General features: G+C 72.0%; 12 protein-coding genes and 1 other RNA gene. 9 read left to right on the top strand and 4 right to left on the bottom strand.

Annotated elements, in window-relative coordinates:
• Positions 1–3 precede the first annotated feature (3 nt).
• Entirely contained in the window at positions 4–1,059 is a 1,056-nt protein-coding gene (locus tag ACYQ1L_RS15175; protein WP_460004892.1) for an AAA family ATPase, read from the bottom strand.
• 136 nt (positions 1,060–1,195) lie between these two features.
• Entirely contained in the window at positions 1,196–2,548 is a 1,353-nt protein-coding gene (locus ACYQ1L_RS15170; RefSeq protein WP_460004891.1) for an HNH endonuclease signature motif containing protein, read from the bottom strand.
• 165 nt (positions 2,549–2,713) lie between these two features.
• Between ACYQ1L_RS15170 and ffs the strand changes: the two genes are divergently transcribed.
• The 3 genes from ffs to ACYQ1L_RS15155 all read left to right on the top strand — a co-directional run bounded on the left by ffs (position 2,714) and on the right by ACYQ1L_RS15155 (position 6,446).
• An RNA gene (ffs, locus tag ACYQ1L_RS15165) (signal recognition particle sRNA small type) lies at positions 2,714–2,810 on the top strand.
• A gap of 363 nt (positions 2,811–3,173) precedes the next feature.
• Positions 3,174–3,911, top strand: a complete 738-nt coding sequence (locus ACYQ1L_RS15160; protein WP_460004890.1) for a beta-phosphoglucomutase family hydrolase — start codon at positions 3,174–3,176, stop codon at positions 3,909–3,911.
• Positions 3,912–3,941: 30 nt separating this feature from the next.
• On the top strand, positions 3,942–6,446 hold the full coding sequence (locus ACYQ1L_RS15155; RefSeq protein ID WP_460004889.1) for a glycoside hydrolase family 65 protein: 2,505 nt from the start codon (positions 3,942–3,944) through the stop codon (positions 6,444–6,446).
• A 63-nt stretch (positions 6,447–6,509) separates the two neighbouring features.
• Here the strand turns inward: ACYQ1L_RS15155 and ACYQ1L_RS15150 are convergent, their stop codons facing one another.
• Positions 6,510–6,689 carry a DUF1918 domain-containing protein gene (locus ACYQ1L_RS15150; RefSeq protein ID WP_460004888.1) on the bottom strand — a complete coding sequence of 60 codons (180 nt, stop codon included), beginning with the start codon at positions 6,687–6,689 and terminating at the stop codon, positions 6,510–6,512.
• 122 nt (positions 6,690–6,811) lie between these two features.
• On the opposite strand from ACYQ1L_RS15150, the gene ACYQ1L_RS15145 reads away from it, so the two are divergent.
• From ACYQ1L_RS15145 to ACYQ1L_RS15135, 3 genes are read left to right on the top strand one after another with little or no spacing between them, the layout of a single operon-like run.
• Entirely contained in the window at positions 6,812–9,280 is a 2,469-nt protein-coding gene (locus ACYQ1L_RS15145; protein WP_460004887.1) for a DNA polymerase III subunit gamma and tau, read from the top strand.
• Between the two features lie 28 nt (positions 9,281–9,308).
• Positions 9,309–9,902, top strand: coding sequence for a recombination mediator RecR (gene recR / locus ACYQ1L_RS15140; RefSeq protein WP_045249540.1), 594 nt, complete (start codon positions 9,309–9,311; stop codon positions 9,900–9,902).
• Complete coding sequence (locus tag ACYQ1L_RS15135) at positions 9,899–10,852, top strand: DMT family transporter (protein ID WP_460004886.1); 954 nt, start codon at positions 9,899–9,901, stop codon at positions 10,850–10,852. The genes recR and ACYQ1L_RS15135 overlap by 4 nt, the downstream gene beginning before the upstream one ends.
• Before the next feature lie 49 nt (positions 10,853–10,901).
• On the opposite strand, the gene ACYQ1L_RS15130 is transcribed toward ACYQ1L_RS15135, so the two are convergent.
• Entirely contained in the window at positions 10,902–11,369 is a 468-nt protein-coding gene (locus ACYQ1L_RS15130) for a DUF2871 domain-containing protein (protein WP_460004885.1), read from the bottom strand.
• 96 nt (positions 11,370–11,465) lie between these two features.
• On the opposite strand from ACYQ1L_RS15130, the gene ACYQ1L_RS15125 reads away from it, so the two are divergent.
• The 3 genes from ACYQ1L_RS15125 (at position 11,466) to ACYQ1L_RS15115 (ending at position 14,734) form a co-directional block, all read left to right on the top strand.
• A complete protein-coding gene (locus tag ACYQ1L_RS15125) occupies positions 11,466–12,686 on the top strand; it encodes a sensor histidine kinase (protein ID WP_460004884.1) in 1,221 nt (406 codons plus the stop codon).
• A 31-nt stretch (positions 12,687–12,717) separates the two neighbouring features.
• Positions 12,718–13,335 carry a response regulator gene (locus ACYQ1L_RS15120; RefSeq protein ID WP_460004883.1) on the top strand — a complete coding sequence of 206 codons (618 nt, stop codon included), beginning with the start codon at positions 12,718–12,720 and terminating at the stop codon, positions 13,333–13,335.
• Positions 13,336–13,447: 112 nt separating this feature from the next.
• Positions 13,448–14,734: an aspartate kinase gene (locus ACYQ1L_RS15115; protein WP_460004882.1), complete on the top strand. Its 1,287-nt coding sequence runs from the start codon at positions 13,448–13,450 to the stop codon at positions 14,732–14,734.
• The last annotated feature ends 106 nt before the right edge of the window (positions 14,735–14,840 follow it).

Here is a 14,840-nt window from a genome sequence, read left to right as displayed (position 1 = left end):
GGTTCACCGTGACAGGCCGACCGGCACCGGGATCCGTCGCACGATCCCCTCGAGTGCCGCTTCGATCGGGCGGGCGCCGGCCCGGTGCAGCCCGCGGGCGGCGATCAGCCGGTGCGCGAAGACCTCGGGCAGCAGTGCGGTGAGGTCGTCGGGGATGACGTAGTCGCGCCCGTCCAGGGCCGCCTGCACCTTCGCGGCCCGGACGAGCTGCAGAGTGGCCCGCGGGCTCGCGCCCAGGTGCAGGTTCGGATCGCTCCGCGTCGCCTGGGACAGCGCCACCGCATACTCCTCGAGCGCCGGGGCGACGTGCACGGCGCGCGCCCAGGTGATCAGCGCGCGCACATCGGTCGCGGCCAGCACCGGCCGGATCGCGTCCAGCGGGTTGACGGTGTCGCGCTGGCGCAGCATCAGGGTCTCGGACGCGGCGTCCGGATAGCCCATCGAGATGCGCATCATGAAGCGGTCGCGCTGGGCCTCCGGCAGGGCGTAGGTGCCCTCCATCTCCAGGGGGTTCTGCGTGGCGACGACGAGGAAGGGATCCGGCAGCGGTCGCGAGTGCCCGTCGACGGTGACCTGGTGCTCCTCCATCGCCTCGAGCAGGGCCGACTGGGTCTTGGGGGAGGAGCGGTTGATCTCGTCGGCGATGACGATGTGCGCGAACACGGCGCCGGGCTTGAACTCGAACTCCTGGGCGACCGGGTTGTACACACTGACGCCCGTGACGTCCCCGGGGAGCAGATCCGGGGTGAACTGGATCCGGCGCACGGTGGCGTCGATGCTCGCGGCGAGGGCGCGGGCGAGCATGGTCTTGCCGACGCCCGGGACGTCCTCGACGAGCAGGTGCCCCTCCGCGAGCAGGCAGATCAAGGCGCTGCGCACGGCGTCGTCCTTGCCGTCGATCACCTCCGTGATGGAGCGCAGGATCGCCGAGGTCTGCCGGGCGAACTCGGCGGCGTCGATCCCGCCGGAGGAAGCGGCGCGCGTCGGCGCCTCGTCGGTGGCGGCAGTCGCAGCAGTCGTGGTGCTGGTGGCGACGTCGGCGGCGTTCGTGGCGTGCATGCGTCCCTCTCACCGGGCGCCGCGGTGCGCCCGCGTCTCGATCGTAACCCGGGGCGGCGACGGACGGGCGGGAGACCGGATCCGACGGTCGGCGAAGCATCCGGGGAGAGCACGGGCGGGCGACCGGATCCGACCGTCAGGCGAACTGCACGCGAGGTACCGGCTGATCGATGTAGCTGCGTCCGTCGGGGTGGATCCATTCGAGGACGCCGCCGGGACGCTGGATCACGGACCAGCGCCATCGATCGTCCAGGTCGGGGTGCTTCAGGGCGTGATGACCGCGACAGAGGCAGGCCAGATTGCCGAGGTCGGTCGGCCCGCCGCGGGCGTGGTCCTCGTTGTGGTCGATCTCGCAGGGACGAGCCGGCATCCGGCAGCCCGGGAAGCGGCAGTGCTGGTCCCGCGCGCGCAGGTGCCGGCGCATCCGCTCGGTCGGGGCATAGGTGTCGGTGCGGGTCAGCATGCCCCGCGGATCCAGGAAGAGCCGATCCCACACCTCGGCGGACGCAGCGAGGAGGCGGGCGAGGTCGACATCGATCGGGCCGTGCCCGTCGAGCTCGGCCGGGCGGTCATCGGCGCCGGCCAGGGTCGAACCGGCGATCGTGACCTGGACGCTGCCGCGGATGCTGTCGAGCCCGCTCTCCCGCATCCGGTCGGTGTCGGCGGCGAGCAGCAGGTCGGCCGCGATGTCGGCCCGGATCTCGTCGAGCGAGCGGGGATCCGCGGCCGGCTCCTGCAGATCGTCCGCCATCGACGCGAACAGCTCGAGCCGCCGCCAGTCTTCGTCGGTGAGCTCCTGCCCCGGCTGCGGGGCCCTTGGGCCGTGAAACGCGCCGGACACCTCTGCGGCGCCCGTCATGCGGATCTGCCGAGCGATCGCCGTCAGCCGATCATGGGCGGCATGCGCGAGCGGCGCGGGCATCAGGATCCCCAGCCAGGACATGCCGTCGTCGACGTCGGTGACCCGCACCTGCCGGTCGCCTCGGGCGCGACGGTGACGTTCGGTCACGCTCTGCGGCGCGACCGCGGCGGCCGCGGACTTCGCGAACGCCTCTGCGCGGGGCGCGGTCTCGGCAGTCGCGTAGGGCACGACGAGCTCCTCGAACCGCCGGTGCGCATCGAGGTCGGTGGTCTCCAGCGGCGCTGCCGCCTGCACGATCACGACCGCGTGCCGGAGCGAGATCTCGCCGGCCGCGAGCGCCGCCCGCGTCGTGGGGAACCGGTCGTTCAGCGACCAGCCCGTCGCGAGAGCCCTGGCCGCTGCGGCGCGCGAGATGCGCAGCCCTGCCGACACCTCCGCGAACATGGAGCGTTCCGCCGACTCGAACCCGTCGGATCCCGGCGGCGCCTCGTCGAGCAGCAGTTGCACTCGCTCCCCGAGCAGCCCTGCCTTCTCCGCCTCCAGCGCGGCGATCCGGCGATCGATCTCGGCGCACCGCTCCACGATCTCGCCGCGGCGGGCGAGGTGCGAATCGGTGCTGCCGGCCATGGGTCAAGTATAGAACAGAAGTGCGAATACGGGAAGGGAGTCAGAAGACGTGTATAGAAAAGAAGTACAAGATGGAAGCGTCCGCCACCCGTGACCGCGAGGCCCTGGCCGTCGTGCCCGACGTCTGCCGGTCCCGAGCACGGCGCGGCCTCGGGTAGACTGGTCCTCGGCTCTCCGCGTGGCGGCATCCAGGCCAACTCCCCCAGGGCGGAAACGCAGCAAGGGTAACCGGGCTCTGTCGGGTGCGCGGAGGGTCTTTTCTTTGCCCGGCATCTGCCTGATCCGGCTTTTCCGAGCTTCCCCAGATCCGCCGCGCGCGCTGGTCAGGGCTCGTCTGCTCTCCGAGTGCAGGAGCGACCTCGCCGAATGCAGGAGCTTCCGCGCGGGGCCTTCGCGGCGCAGCCCCGATTTTCCGCGGGTGACCCGCCGGTTTCACCGGCTTCCGGCGAGCCCGGTCCTGCATTTCGCAGGAGGGCTCCTGCATGCGGTTCGCAGCGGCGAAGCACCGGGCGGATTCGGGCGTCGCGCGCCTTCCCGGGCGCACGCGCGAGCACTACTCTGGACAGGGTGGCACCCCGACGTGCCGATCCGATCGATCCCGTTCCAGCCACCCGGAGGCCTCGCCGTGCCCGACACCCCCGACGCCCTTCCCGACCTGCACCGCGCGGCAGCTGTGCTGTTCGACCTGGACGGCGTGCTGACGCCGACGGCCGAGGTGCACATGCGGGCCTGGAAGGCCGTGTTCGACGAGGTGTTCACGCTGTGGGACATCCGGCCCGAGTACACCGACGACGACTACTTCGCCTACGTCGATGGCAAGAAGCGCTACGACGGCGTCGCGAGCCTGCTGCGCAGCCGCAACGTCGAGATCCCCTGGGGGTCCGTCGACGACGACCCCGAGGCGGACACGATCTGCGGCATCGGCAACCGCAAGAACGTCGCCTTCTCCGAGGCGCTGCGCCGCGACGGCATCGCACCGTATCCGGGATCGCTGGCGCTGCTGGAGGAACTGCGCGCCGCCGGCGTGCCCCTCGCCGTCGTGTCCAGCTCGAAGAACGCGGAGGAGGTGCTGACGAGCGCCGGCATCCGTGACTTCTTCACGGTCGTCGTCGACGGCGTCGTCGCCGAGCGCGAGCACCTGGCCTCCAAGCCCGCCCCCGACGTGTTCCGCGTGGCGGCCGAGCGCATCGGCGTCGAGCCGGCAGCGGCCGTCGCGGTCGAGGACGCCACCAGCGGCGTGGCGTCCGCCGCCGCCGCCGGCTACGGCACGGTCGTCGGCGTCGACCGCGGTGCCGGCGCCGAATCCCTCCTCGCGAACGGCGCGACCGTCGTGGTCGACGATCTCGCCCGCTTCCTGTCCTGAATTCATCCCCCTTTTCACGGAGACCACTGCATGATCGACCGCGACCTCTTCCCCGTCGACCCGTGGCGTCTCATCGAGACGCAGTATCCGCACGCGAATCAGGGCGTCTCGGAGACGCTGCTCGGACTCGGCAACGGCTATCTCGGCCTGCGCGGCAACCACATCGAAGGGCGGAGCGCCCTCGAGCACGGCACGTTCATCAACGGTCTGCACGAGACCTGGAAGATCCGCCACGCGGAGCAGGCGTACGGCTTCGCCGAAGTGGGCCAGACCATCGTGAACGCCCCCGATGCCAAGGTCATGCGCGTGTACGTCGACGACGAGCCGCTGAGCTTCGATGACGCGGACGTGCGCGAATACCGGCGCTCGCTCGACTTCCGCACCGGGATCCTGGAGCGCGAGGTGCTCTGGGTGACGCCGTCCGGCAAGCGCGTCCGGATCCGCGACGAGCGGATCGTGTCCTTCGTGGAGCGTCACCTCGCAGTGCTGCGGCTGGAGGTCGTCGTGGAGAACGCGGACGCCCCGGTGACGATCTCCTGCCAGATCCTGAACCGTCAGGACGGCGAGGACGTGTACGGCGGCGTGCCGTCGATGGCCGCCGGGTCTCCGGGGGAGAAGGCCGGCTTCGACCCGCGCAAGGCGGAGCGGTTCGGGGATCGCGTGCTGCAGCCCGCCGAGTACTGGCAGGACGGCGGGCGCTCGGCGCTCGGGTATCGCGTGGCAAACTCGGGCATGACGATCGGCGTCGTGGCGGACCACCTCGTCGAGACCGAGAACGACTACACGGCGCGGCAGCTCGTGGAGCCCGACATCGCGAAGAACGTGTTCCGCGTGCAGGCGAAGGCCGGCGTCCCGACCCGTGTCACGAAGCTCGTCAGCTATCACACCTCGCGCGGCGTGCCCGCGCGGGAGCTCATCGACCGCTGCCGGCGCACCCTCGACCGCGCCGCCGTGGAGGGCGTGGAGGCGCAGTTCGCCAAGCAGGCGGAGTGGCTGACCGCGTTCTGGGCGCGCAGCGACGTGCGCATCGCCGGCCACGACGACCTGCAGCAGGCCACTCGCTGGTGCCTGTTCCAGATCGCGCAGGCATCCGCGCGCGCGGACGGCGCCGGGGTCTCGGCGAAGGGCGTGTCGGGATCGGGCTACGGCGGGCACTACTTCTGGGACACCGAGGTGTACGTGCTGCCGTTCCTCACCTACACGTCGCCGCAGTTCGCCCGCAACGCCCTGCGCTGCCGGGTGCACATGCTGCCCGCCGCCCGCCGTCGCGCAGGCCAGCTCAACGAGGGCGGGGCGCTGTTCCCCTGGCGCACCATCAATGGCGAGGAGGCCAGCGCCTATTACGCTGCGGGCACCGCGCAGTACCACATCAACGCCGACATCAGCTATGCCCTCGGCAAGTACGTGCGCGCCACCGGCGACGACGACTTCCTCTACCGCGAGGGCGTCGACATCGCCGTGGAGACGGCGCGGATGTGGGCCACGCTCGGCTTCTGGCGGTCGGCGGGCGGCGTGGAGACCTTCCACATCCACGGCGTCACCGGCCCCGACGAGTACACGACGGTCGTCAACGACAACCTGTTCACGAACGTGATGGCGCGGTACAACCTGCGCTTCGCCGCCCGGGTGGTGCGGGAGATGGCCGCGGACGCGCCGGAGGCCTACGACGCGGCTGTCGAGCGGCTCCGGATCGAACCCGCCGAGGTGGAGCGCTGGGAGCGCGCCGCGGACGCCCTGCACATCCCGTTCAGCCCGGCTCTGGGGATCCACCCGCAGGACTCGCTGTTCCTCGAGCGCGAGGTCTGGGACCTGCCGAACACGCCGGCCGAGCAGCGCCCCCTGCTGCTGCACTTCCACCCGCTCGTGATCTACCGCTTCCAAGTGCTGAAGCAGGCTGATGTGGTGCTCGCCCTGTTCCTGCAGGGCAACCACTTCACCGAGGCTGAGAAGCTCGCCGACTTCGAGTACTACGACCCGCTCACCACGGGCGACTCGACCCTGTCGGCGGTGGTGCAGTCGATCCTCGCCGCGGAGGTCGGCTACCAGGATCTCGCGCACGAGTACTTCGAGCACGCGATCTTCGTCGACCTGGGCGACCTGCACCGCAACGCCTCGGACGGCGTGCACGTGGCGTCGGCAGGAGGGGTGTGGACGGCGCTCGTGTGCGGCTTCGGCGGCATGCGCGACTACGACGGCGAGCTCAGCTTCGACCCGCGCCTGCCGTCGGACTGGCCGGAGCTGTCGTACGCCCTGCAGTGGCACGGATCCGCGCTGCAGATCACGCTCACGGTGGATCGGCTGCTCGTCGAGGTCCGCGACGGAGATCCGGTCACGTTCTCGGTGCGCGGCCGGTCGTGGACGGCGGCCGTCGGCGCGCCCGCCAGCGTGCCGCTGCCCGACCAGGGCCCGATCATCCACGGGCGTCCGGAGTTCGGCCGCCAGGCGCGCCGCGAGGACGGCACGATCCTGTCGCCGACCGTGCCGACGACCTCGGCGATCCCGATCGTCGGATACGTCGGCGAGTCGGGGGAGTAGTCCGTCGCGTCCCGGGAACGGCCCCGTCCCCGGGACGCGACGCATCCGATCTCCTGCTCGGCTCTACTGCTCGGCGTGCCTGATCTCACAGTCGCTGCCGGGGGAGAGCACCGCTTCGTGCCCGTCGTCGTAGCGCACCACGAGAAGCTCGCCGCGCACCTCGACGACCACGCCGGAGCGCTCCCCGTCGCCGACCACTCGGCCGTGGATGCGGATCCGGTCGCCTGCCACCACCTGCGTCATCGTTCCACCTCCGTCTCCAGGGTACGTCCGTCCGCGCCTCCGCGGCAGGGGTGCGAGGAGTCCCGGCGGCGGGGTGCACGGCTCCCGGTCCGAATGTCGCGGGCACGCTCTAGGCTTGTCGGGTGAGCACAGCCCTGTACCGCCGTTACCGGCCCGAGAACTTCGGGGAGATGATCGGGCAGTCGCAGGTGACCGATCCGCTCATGACGGCGCTGCGCAGCGACCGTGTGGGCCACGCCTACCTGTTCTCCGGCCCCCGCGGCTGCGGGAAGACCACGTCCGCGCGCATCCTCGCGCGCTGCCTGAACTGCGCCGAGGGGCCGACCGACACCCCGTGCGGCGTCTGCCCGAGCTGCGTCGAGCTGTCGCGCAGCGGCGGCGGATCCCTCGACGTGGTCGAGATCGACGCGGCCAGTCACAATGGTGTCGACGACGCCCGCGACCTGCGCGAGCGGGCCACCTTCGCGCCCAGTCGCGACCGGTTCAAGATCTTCATCCTCGACGAGGCGCACATGGTGACGCCGCAGGGTTTCAACGCGCTGCTCAAGCTCGTCGAGGAGCCGCCGCCGCACGTCAAGTTCATCTTCGCGACCACCGAGCCGGAGAAGGTGCTCGGGACCATCCGCTCCCGCACGCACCACTATCCGTTCCGGCTGGTGCCGCCTGCCGCGATGCTCGAGTACGTCGAGAAGCTCTGCGCCGAAGAGGGCGTGACGGTCGCCCAGGGCGTGCTGCCGCTCGTCGTGCGCGCCGGCGGCGGGTCCCCGCGTGACACGCTCTCCCTGCTCGACCAGCTCATCGCGGGATCCGACCCTTCGACAAGCTCAGGGACCATCGCCGTGACCTATGAGCGCGCGGTCGCGCTGCTCGGCTACACCCACTCCGCCCTGCTCGACGAGATCGTCGATGCGCTCGCCGCAGGCGATGCCGCGGCCGCGTTCCCGGCCGTCGACCGGGTGGTGCAGACGGGGCAGGATCCGCGCCGCTTCGTGGACGACCTGCTCGAGCGGCTGCGCGACCTCATCGTGATCGCCGCGGTCGGCGATGCCGCGTCGGCCGTGCTGCGCGGCGTGCCCGAGGACGAGCTGGCCCGCATGCGGGCGCAGGCCGCCGCGTTCGGCGGTCCGCGGCTGTCCCGCGCCGCGGACCTGGTGAGCGCCGCGCTCGACGACATGATGGGCGCCACCTCGCCGCGACTGCACCTCGAGCTGCTCGTCGCCCGGGTGCTCACCGCACTCGCCGGTGGCGAGAGCGCCCCGGCGGCTCCCGCCGTGACCGCCTCCGCCGTCCCTGCCGCGGCGCCCGCCGCGTCCGCGGCTCCTGCCGCCACAGCGCCTGCCACCGCGGCGGCGCCGACACCCGCGTCTGCTCCCGCATCGGTCGCGGAGCGCTCCGACGCAGCCGGAGCGGAGACGAGACGCGGCCTCCCGCCGGAGCCCGCCGGAGACCCCGTTTCGTCTCGGTCGGACGCTGCGCGTCCGTCCTCGCTCGACGACCACGATGAGACCGCGGGTTCGACGCCCTCCGCTCCCGAGCCCTCGCCCGAGCCGACGCCGGCAGCCGGACCCATCGACATCGACCGGATCCGCGCCGCCTGGCCCGCCGTGCTCGCGCGACTGGAGAAGATCAGCCGCGGGTCCTGGCTCGTCGTCACCGCCGTGCAGCCGCTCGCCTACGACACCGCGTCGGACGTGCTCACCCTCGGCTTCCCCGGGCCCAACGACGTCGCCCGGTTCAAGGGCACGACGCCGGGCAGCGGTCCCTCCGACCACCTGCGCACGGCGATCGAGGGCGAGCTCTCCGTCACGGTCAAGTACCTGCCCGCGCCCCTCCCGGCTGCGGATCCGGCCGGCGCCGAGCGGAACTTAGCCGAGAGCGGGAAGGCCCCGCGCCCCTCCGACCAGAGCGGTACCGATCAGAGCCGTCCCCAGCGCGAGGAGCGCCGATCCGCGACCGGCACGCCCGCGGACGCCGCTCGTGCGACCCCCGGAACCACCAGCGGGCGCGCTGCGGCGGCACCCGCCCCCGCAGCAGCCGCTTCTGCGCGCACCGCGGCCGCGCCTGTCACCGAGTGGGCCGTGGCGGCGATCCCGCAGGGCGACCCCGAACCCGCGCCCGAGCCCGCACGGGCACCTGAGCCTCCCGCACCAGCGACGAGCACGCGGATCGGCCAGTTCCCGGTCGACGAGGAGCCCGCGGACGTGGAGGCGATGCCGGCCTCCGGCTGGTACGAGCCCGGCCACGACGGCGACGTCCTGGACGACGAGCCGCCGTTCCCCGACGACGCCGACGCGCCGCCCCCCGACGACGAGCGCGACGCCTACCGCCCCGTCCCGGAGCCCGCGATGGCCGCGGTGCCGAGCGGGCCCGGGCGGTCCGGAACGGAATCGGCACCGGTTCCGGGCGCCTCCGCTGCGCCTGACCGGTCCCCGCGACCGGATCCGGCCCCGCGGCCCGCACCGGCCGCCGATCGTGCCCCGCGCTCCGGCCCGCCCGGTGTGCAGCGCTACGGCGAGGCCGTGGTGCGACAGGTGCTCGGCGCCACCTTCCTGCGCGAGGAGCCCTACGAGCCGCAGACCCGATTCCAGTGACGACATGACCGGTGAAGGAACCCCTTAGATGTACGACGGCATCGTCCAGGAGCTGATCGACGAGTTCGGCCGTCTGCCGGGCATCGGGCCGAAGTCCGCGCAGCGCATCGCGTTCCACATCCTGCAGACGCCCTCCTTCGACGTGAAGCGGCTCGCCGAGCTGCTCACGGAGGTGCGCGAGCGCGTGCGGTTCTGCGAGATCTGCGGCAACGTCGCCGAGCAGGAGCGCTGCGCGATCTGCCGCGACCCCCGCCGCAACGCCGCGCTCATCTGCGTCGTGGAGGACGCGAAGGACGTCGCCGCGATCGAGCGCACCCGGGAGTTCCGCGGCCTCTACCACGTCCTCGGCGGCGCGATCAGCCCGATCGCGGGCGTCGGTCCCGACGACCTGCGCATCGCCCAGCTGATGACGCGCCTCGCGGACGGCACCGTGCAGGAGGTCATCCTCGCCACGAACCCGAACCTCGAGGGCGAGGCGACGGCGAGCTACCTCAGCCGTCTGCTGACCAGCATGCAGATCACCGTCTCGCGGCTCGCCTCCGGCCTGCCGGTGGGCGGAGACCTGGAATACGCCGACGAAGTGACGCTCGGTCGTGCGTTCGAGGGCCGGCGCGTCCTGTGAGCGGCACCGGCTTCAGCCGCCGCGGCTGGCTGCTCTTCGCGGCGATGTGCCTGCTCTGGGGCGTGCCCTACCTCCTGATCAGCGTGGTGGTGGAGTCGTTCTCGCCCGCCGCGATGGTGGCGGGGCGGACCCTCATCGCCGCCGTGCTGCTGCTCCCGTTCGCGCTCCGCAGCGGCGCGCTCAAGGCGGCGTGGAAGCACTGGCCCTGGGTGCTGGCGTTCGGCCTGGTCGAGATGGCGGGTCCCTTCTTCCTGCTCGGTCACGCCGAGCAGTCGCTGCCGTCCGGGCTGACCGGGCTGCTCGTCGCCACCGTTCCGCTCTTCGCCGCGCTCATCGCGCTCGGCGGCGGCGACCGCAGCGTGCTGCGCCCGGCCCGGCTGATCGGGCTCCTCATCGGCTTCGTCGGCGTCGGCGTAGTGGTGGCCGGCCCCAGCCTCACCGGCGGCAAGGTGGACCTCCTCGCGGCCGGGGAGGTGCTGCTCGTGGCAGTGCTCTACGCGACGGCGCCGTTCATCGTGGCCCGCAAGCTCGGCCATGTGCCGTCGATGGGCACGATCACCCTCGCCATGCTCTTCATCGGGATCCTGTACCTGCCCATCGCGGTGCTCACGCAGCACACTGTGCCGACCGTCCCGTCGATCGCGGCGCTGGTCGCGCTGGGCGTCGTGTGCACGGCGATCGCATTCCTCGCCTTCTTCGCCCTCATCAAGGAGGTCGGGCCGGTCCGCGCGCCCCTGTTCACCTACGTCAACCCGGTGATCGCGATCATCCTCGGCGCGATCGTGCTCGCCGAGCCCCTCACGGTCGGTCTGCTGATCGGGTTCCCGCTCGTGATCATCGGGTGCTGGTTCGCGGGAACCGGCGGCCGACTCCGTCCCCGGGCGGCGGTCGACGAGGCCGCGGTGGAGCTGACGGCCGAGCCCGTGCCGCCGGCGTCACCGGAACGGTAGGGCGTTCCAGCGACGCCGCACGGGACCGGCCCGGCCGAGTGGCCGGCGGTCAGGACGCCCGGCGGATCCCCTTCCACAGAGTGATCAGCAGCAGCACGAAACCGGCCCCGACGAGGATGTGTCCCGCGCCGGCGATGCCGGCGATCGCCTTGGACGCCTCGACCTTCTGCACGTCGAGGATCCCGTGCCAGGTCATCATCGTCGCGGTCAGCAGCACGCCGGCGTTGTAGATCCAGAAGAACCAGCGGAACAGGCGGCTCGCGGACAGCGTGAACAGCTTCTCCAGCGCGAGCACGATGAGCGTGACCAGGGCGCCGAGCGCGAGCAGGTGCGTGTGCACCAGCGCGAGCTGCCCGCTGAAGCCGTTGGGGAATCCCTGCGCCTTCGTGAACTCGCGATAGAACAGCCCTGCCGCGAGTCCCAGGGCGATCCAGGTGACCGTCGCGATGAAGAGCTGGGACAGCGCGCGGCGCTGTGCGGGGGAGGAGGGGGCGATGAGGTCGGTCGAGGATGTCATGATCCCAGCCTGCTCCGGCCCGGGTCTTGGCGGATCCATCGAACGATCGATCCTGACGGTACGGCAGTCGCGGCGGCGACGCGGGAGAATCGGACCATGAGCAGCGCGCCGGCCTCCGCCCGCAGGAGGATGCTGCGCGGCGCGCGCTTCGCCCTGCATCTCATCACCGTGGTGCTCGTCGTCGTCACGACCACGCGCGCAGGGATCGAAGGGGAACTGCTCCCGGTCCTCCTGGCGGCAGCGGTCTATCTGGCCTGGTACGGCGCCGGTGCGGGCTTCGCGCACAAGCGCGCCGCCGCGTGGTGGATGCTCGGCCTGTTGGCGATCTGGATCGGAATGCTCGCCCTGTCCGCCGAGTTCGTCTGGCTCGCATTCCCGTTGTTGCTGCTCGCGGGGCACGTGCTGCGGCTGCCGTGGTCGCCGCTGTTCGTGGTGGTCGTGCTGGCGGCGGCGATCGCGGCGCCGCTCCTGCATCCGGGAGGAGTGCAGCCCGGCACCGGCGTCGCGCACCTCATCGGGCCGATCGTCGGCGGCGGTTTCGCGTTCGCGGTGTCGCTGGGCTACGACGCCATGCTCCGGGACGCCGTCGAACGCGAGCGGCTCATCGACTCCCTGCTGCGCGCCCAGCGCGAGGCGGCGCAGCTGCACGACGAGCTCGCGGCGACGCAGCGCGAAGCCGGGGCGACACGCGAGCGCACGCGGCTCGCCCGCGACCTGCACGACACGATCGCGCAAGAGCTCAGCACGATCGTCATGCTGGCGAGAACGGATCCCGCCGCCGACCTCCCGCGCCCCGATCGCACGGCGCAGATCGAGCAGCTCGCCCAGCATGCCCTGACCGAGCTGCGCCGGATCGTGGCAGCGCTGGCTCCGGCGGATCTCGACGAGTCTGCGCTGGCCGGGGCGCTCGGCCGCATGCTCGACGCCCTGCACGCGGACATCGGGATCGAAGTCCAGCTCGACGTGGATCCGGAGCTGCCCGCCCTCACCACGCCCACGGAGGTGGCGCTGCTCCGCGTGGCACAGTCGGCGCTCGCCAATGTGCGCCAGCACGCTGCGGCAGGGCGGGTCGCCGTCGAGCTGGGCGCCGACGCCACCAGTGTGCGGCTGCGTATCGACGACGACGGCGTGGGGTTCGACCCGGCGGTGCGGCCGTCCGATGCCTCGTACGGACTCGCCGCCATGCGCTCGCGGTTGCGCGAGGCCGGGGGAGAGCTGACCGTGCGCTCGGCCCCCGGCGAGGGCACGACGATCGAGGCGGCGCTGCCGCGCGTCGCCGTCGCGGTGCCGTCCGTCGGGCGGGAGGGAGCGGCATGAGCGCCGGGCCCAGCGATCGAGGGGAGCGGACATGAGCGTGCGGCTGATCATCGTCGACGACCATCCGATCGTGCGGGCGGGGATCCGCGCCGTCGTCGAGGCGCGAGGGTTCGCGGTCCTCGCCGAGGTGGGCACCGGGGAGGAGGCCGTCGAGGCGGCGCGAGAGCTGCGTCCCGACGTGGTGCTCTGCGACCTGCGCCTCGGCGAAGGCATGGACGGGGTGGCCACCACCGCCGCCCTGCGTGCGCTGCCGAACCCGCCGGCCGTGCTGATCCTCACCACCTTCGACCACGACGCGCAGATCGTGCGCGCCGTGGAGGCGGGCGCGGCCGGATACCTCCTCAAGGAGGTGGGCGTCGAGGTCATCTCCCGGGCGATCGTGGATGCCGCCGGCGGCGCGAGCGTGCACACGCCCGGCGGCGACGAGCGGCTCGTCGCCGCGCTGCGCGCACCCCGGGTGGAGCTCACCGCGCGGGAGCAGGAGGTGCTTGCCCTGGTCGCCGAGGGCCTCAGCAACCGGGAGATCGCCGTCCGCCTCTTCGTCGCCGAGGCCACCGTGAAGACGCACATCGTGCACCTGCTCGACAAGCTCGGCGCGGACAGCCGCACGGGCGCGGTCTCGGAGGCCCGCAGACGCGGCCTGCTCTGACCCGTGCCGACGGCCGCGGAGCCGTCACATACCGGATCGGGCATGGACGGCGCTCGTAGAATGTGCGATGGTGCGCCGCTTCCGGCGCCCGGCATCCCCCAGGAGTGATCCCGTGGCACTCATCGTGCAGAAGTACGGCGGCTCGTCCGTCGCCGACGCAGAGAGCATCAAGCGCGTCGCGAAGCGCATCGTCGACACCCGCCGCGCCGGTCACGACGTCGTCGTGGCCGTGAGCGCCATGGGCGACACCACCGATGAGCTGCTCGACCTCGCTGCACAGGTCGCGCCCATCCCGGCGCCGCGCGAGCTCGACATGCTGCTGTCCAGCGGTGAGCGCATCTCGATGGCGCTGCTCGCGATGGCGATCCACTCCATGGGCTTCGACGCGCGCTCCTTCACCGGCCCGCAGGCCGGCATGCGCACCGACAGCCGGCACGGCTCCGCCCGTATCGTCGAGGTCGCCCCGACGCGTCTGCGCGAGGCGCTCGACGAGGGCGCGATCGTCATCGTCGCCGGGTTCCAGGGCATCAACGAGGACACGCAGGACATCACGACGCTCGGCCGGGGCGGATCCGACACGACCGCGGTCGCACTCGCCGCCGCGCTCGACGCGGACGTGTGCGAGATCTACAGCGACGTCGACGGGATCTTCACCGCGGATCCGCGCGTGGTGCCGCTCGCGCACAAGCTCTCGCACGTGTCCAGCGAGGAGATGCTCGAGCTCGCCGCCAACGGCGCCAAGGTGCTGTACATCCGCGCCGTCGAGTACGCCCGCCGGCACGGCGTCCTGATCCACGCCCGCTCGACCTTCACGTCGAACGAGGGCACCTACGTTCTGGGCGAGGGCATGAAGAACCCCCGCGAATCCGAGGGAGAAGCCATGGAAGAGCCGATCGTCGCCGGTGTCGCCACCGACCTCAGCCAGGCCAAGGTCACCGTCGCCGGCGTGCCCGACGTGCCGGGCAAGGCCGCGGAGATCTTCAAGATCGTCGCGAAGTCCGGAGCCAACGTCGACATGATCGTGCAGAACGTGTCGGCGGCGTCGACCGGACGCACCGACATCTCGTTCACGCTGCCGAAGTCCGACGCCTCTGCGGCGCTCAAGGCGCTCGCCGCCGAGCAGTCGGACGTGGGCTTCGAGAGCCTCCTGCACGACGACCAGATCGGAAAGCTCTCGGTCGTCGGCGCCGGCATGCGCACGCACTCGGGCGTCTCCGCCATCCTCTTCGAGGCGCTGTCGACCGCGGGCGTGAACCTGGAGATGATCTCGACCTCCGAGATCCGCATCTCCGTGGTCGTCCGCGGCGACGAGCTCGCCGAGGCCGCGCGCGTCGTGCACGCCGCCTACGGCCTGGACGGCGAGGTCGAGGCCGTCGTCGCCGCCGGCACCGGTCGCTGACCGCACTGCGCCAGGTCCCCCTGCGGACCCGGTAGAATCACCCAAACCCTGACACCGGCGCCAGGCGCGGAGGCTCCGCCGTACCCGGCGACCGCGCCTGCGTCTC

It is taken from the genome of Microbacterium xylanilyticum, from assembly GCF_054654695.1.
The sequence above is the reverse complement of the archived record's forward strand: the minus strand, read 5'-3'. Positions and strand labels throughout refer to the sequence as shown.